The sequence below is a fragment of the Dyella sp. genome (assembly GCF_035685885.1).
GTDB lineage: Bacteria > Pseudomonadota > Gammaproteobacteria > Xanthomonadales > Rhodanobacteraceae > Dyella.
In genome coordinates this window covers 1-3,242 of the sequence record NZ_DASRZX010000110.1, presented here as the reverse complement: position 1 = coordinate 3,242, position 3,242 = coordinate 1, and the positions used below count along the sequence as shown (strand labels likewise).

Below are 3,242 nucleotides of genomic sequence, written 5' to 3'. Positions count from 1 at the left end.
GTATCAGCAGCCATCGCGGACGGACGGATCCGCTATCACGAAGAAATCACCGATGGGCTGGAGAATGCGCCCCAAGCCTTTATTGAAATGCTGGCGGGACGCACCTTTGGGAGCGCACTGGTACGCGTAGGCTCATAAGCCTTCGCAAAGTGACTGTTTCATCGGGATTTTCCTTGCCTTGCCCATCACGTCGCCGGATAGAGCCTTGGGAACCAGCGCTCCACGACATCGATCGGGAACCCTGACCGCAACGGCGCTTTCGCTCGTGTCGATGAGCAGCGGCACGCGTCCGCGCTCGAGATCGCCCGCGAGCAATGCCTCTCGTAGCACTGCGAAGCTGCGCTTCGGCAGTCGCTCGGCACTCTCCTCATCGCGCACGTACAGCTCCATTCGACGCTGGAGTTCGGACGGATCGAGCAGCTCACGCATGTAGCGGATCTGGTCGAGGCAGGTTTCCAGGAAGAACCGGCAAAAGTCGATCAGCGCATCCTGGGACAGGGCCCCTCGCCCATCGAGATCGCTCTTTCGTGGTTGATCTGCAGCCATCAGCAGGCGTTTGTATTCGCCCGAGTTGCGCTCGAGACCGCGCGACACGGACCAGAGCGCAGAACCGATCCCGATGTCGCGCAGCAGCGCGTGCGACATCAGGCGCGCAACACGACCGTTGCCATCGAGGAACGGATGAATCCACAGAAAGCTCCGTCGCTCAAGCTGCACCCGTCCGCCACAGTCCATCCAGCCAGCCACTCACCTCCTGCACCAGCCGCAGCCTGTTCTGCACCTGGCAGTGCCCATCGGCACCGGTGGCGGCATCCAGCTCCACGCAGCACTTCTCCTGCGAGGGAATGGCGGCATGCCATTCGCGCGCCTGTTTCACGAAGATGGGCGAATCGCCGGTGCCGATGATGGAGAGGAACGGCACGGTCACCAGCGAAGGGTCGGCCTGCATGCGCGCACCACGGTCGTGGAAATCCTGCACGCTGGTCGCACCCATCTTCCAGACCATCACCTGCCGGGCCCGCTGCGCGGCCGCGGTCTGCTTGCCGGCATTGGCAAGGTCGCTCTGCACCGAGGCCGCGAACAGCTCGTTCGGCCGCGGGAACGGCGTGGTCGCGATCACACCGCCCAGCCGCTGCTCGTAGCCGGCGGCGCGGGTCACGAAGTAGCCCCCCAGCGAAAGCCCCATCAGCGCGATGCGGCCTGGCCGCGCGCCGAAGCGCTCCACCAGCAGGTCGATCACGGCGCCAATCGGCTTCTCGGCTTCGGCTTCCCAGTACATGCCCTGTGCCTGCTGCAGGCCCTGCCCGGGCAGGTCGGCCACCGCCACGGAGAAGCCGCGCTCCAGCAGCCCGCGGCCCACGCTCAGGAACAGGTCCTCGAAGCTGGTATCCGCGCCGCCGATCACCAGCACCACCGGTGCGTCCGCGCTGGCGTTCTGGAAGAAGGCGCCCGGCAGCGACTTGCCGGCATACGGCGCGTTGAAGAAGCGCGCGTCGATGCCCAGCTCCTGCATGGCCTTCGGGAACTGCGCGCGCTGCTTCGCCACCAGGTCCGCGAACTCGGCACCAGGCTTCGCGAACTGCCAGGCAGCGCGGAAGCTGGCAAAGGATTTCAGGCGCGCCTCGCCCGCCTGGCGATGCCAGCCGCGCGCCTTCCATTCACTGGCCTGACCGTCCAGCACCATTGCGTAGTCGTGGAAGGACTTCACCCAGCTGTCCGGATCGCCATCCTTGATGGTGGAAGCGACGTGGAACGCCTGCCCGATGTCGAGACCGCCCGTGGGGCCCAGCGACATGGCGCTCATGAAGAAGAGATCCATGTCGGTGTCATCGAAGAAGTACTTGCGCGACAGGCGCTGGTCGGCACGTGCGACGCTCATTTTCGCACCGTGCGGTCGTAGCCGGCCAACCCGGCAAGGGTGGTGATGAGCAGGGCGATGGGCATGGAAGTCTCCGGCGGTTGTGTGTGGTCGCTGGGCGCCATAATATGAGCATCGCTCATATTCAGGAACTCGCATTCCATGGCCCAACGCGCCGCCGGGAAATCCAAGGGAAATCCTGCAGTTGGCCGGCGCGAGCCCCGCCAGAAGCGGGCCCTGGCCAAGATCGGGCTCATGTTGGAAGCCGCGATCCGGCTCATCGAGGAAGGCGGCACCGAGGCGTTGACCACCAACGCCATCGCCGCGCGCGCCGGCGTGAGCATCGGCACGCTGTACCAATACTTCGACGGCAAGGACGCCATCCTCGACGCGCTGGCGAAGCAGGAGGTCGCCGGCACCACCGAACGCGTGAAGGCCGCCATGGCAGCGCCGCCGCAACAACGGGGCGGACGGATCCCGATGCTGCTGAACGCGGTGCTGGCGAGCTACGGCGGCCGGCGCGTCGCACATCGCCGCGTGATGACACATGTGATGTCGCGCGGCCGGGCCGGGGGAATGAATCCCTTGTTCGCGCACATCATCGACGCGCTGTCGAACCAAGGGCTGGAAACCGGAGGCGGCGCACCGCTGAAGTTGTCGGCCGCGCAGGCCTTCGTGCTGACCCATGCCATGGCGGGCGTAATGCGCGGCGTGCTCACCACCGGGAAGGGCCTGCCACCGCGCGAGGAAATCGAGGTCGCCCTCACCCAGCTGGTCACGGGCTTCGCGGCTGCCTCAGCGCCATCCACCTGACAACTGCGGCATCGATCCGGAAAGCCCGCGCTTCACAGCTCGAAGCGGAAGCTTACCGCGACGCGATATTCGGTATCGCCCGCCACACTGCGAGGGCTGCCACGCCGAGAAGCTCGCCGCATTAAGCTGCAAGAAGCGCGGGTTTATCCTTCGTGCGGTAGTCGGTGCATGGCCGAGACCACCCGGAATCACTCATCTTGCGACCTGTATCCTATCAGGATACAATGCACCGTGATCAAGTCCTTCCGTCACGACGGTCTGGAACGCTTCTACCGCACTGGCTCGAAGGCCGGCATTCAACCAATGCATCACGTGAGGCTGCGCACGCAACTGACCGCCCTGGATGCCGCGACGCATCCACAGGATCTCGCCGCGATCCCGGGCTGGCGCCTGCATGAGCTGGAGGGCAATCAGGCTGGTCGCTGGTCAATCACGGTCAACGGCAACTGGCGACTGACCTTCAGTTTCGAGGGCACAGACGCCGTGCTCCTCGACTACGAGGACTATCACTAGGAGAGGCAACATGAGTCAGATGCACAACCCCTGCCACCCCAGCGCGGTGCTCAGAGAG

4 protein-coding genes are annotated in these 3,242 nt (G+C 65.1%); 2 read left to right on the top strand and 2 right to left on the bottom strand.

Annotated elements, in window-relative coordinates; genetic code table 11:
* Positions 1-132 precede the first annotated feature (132 nt).
* Positions 133-747, bottom strand: coding sequence for a Fic family protein (locus VFG49_RS13075; RefSeq protein WP_324861165.1), 615 nt, complete (start codon positions 745-747; stop codon positions 133-135).
* Positions 707-1,879, bottom strand: a complete 1,173-nt coding sequence (locus tag VFG49_RS13070; RefSeq protein ID WP_324861163.1) for an alpha/beta hydrolase family protein — start codon at positions 1,877-1,879, stop codon at positions 707-709. Before VFG49_RS13070 ends, VFG49_RS13075 begins: the two co-directional genes overlap by 41 nt.
* Before the next feature lie 141 nt (positions 1,880-2,020).
* Here VFG49_RS13070 and VFG49_RS13065 point away from each other — a divergent pair, with 141 nt between their 5' ends.
* Together VFG49_RS13065 and VFG49_RS13060 are read left to right on the top strand one after the other, a co-directional pair.
* Positions 2,021-2,671, top strand: coding sequence for a TetR/AcrR family transcriptional regulator (locus VFG49_RS13065; RefSeq protein ID WP_324861161.1), 651 nt, complete (start codon positions 2,021-2,023; stop codon positions 2,669-2,671).
* Between the two features lie 231 nt (positions 2,672-2,902).
* Positions 2,903-3,184 (top strand): type II toxin-antitoxin system RelE/ParE family toxin, encoded by a 282-nt coding sequence (locus tag VFG49_RS13060; protein ID WP_324861159.1) that lies wholly within the window; start codon positions 2,903-2,905, stop codon positions 3,182-3,184.
* The last annotated feature ends 58 nt before the right edge of the window (positions 3,185-3,242 follow it).

Excerpts from the sequence above, each read along its gene's own strand:
- VFG49_RS13070 (WP_324861163.1), bottom strand. The coding sequence starts at position 1,879 with ATGAGCGTCGCACGTGCCGACCAGCGCCTGTCGCGCAAGTACTTCTTC.
- VFG49_RS13065 (WP_324861161.1), top strand. The coding sequence starts at position 2,021 with ATGGCCCAACGCGCCGCCGGGAAATCCAAGGGAAATCCTGCAGTTGGC.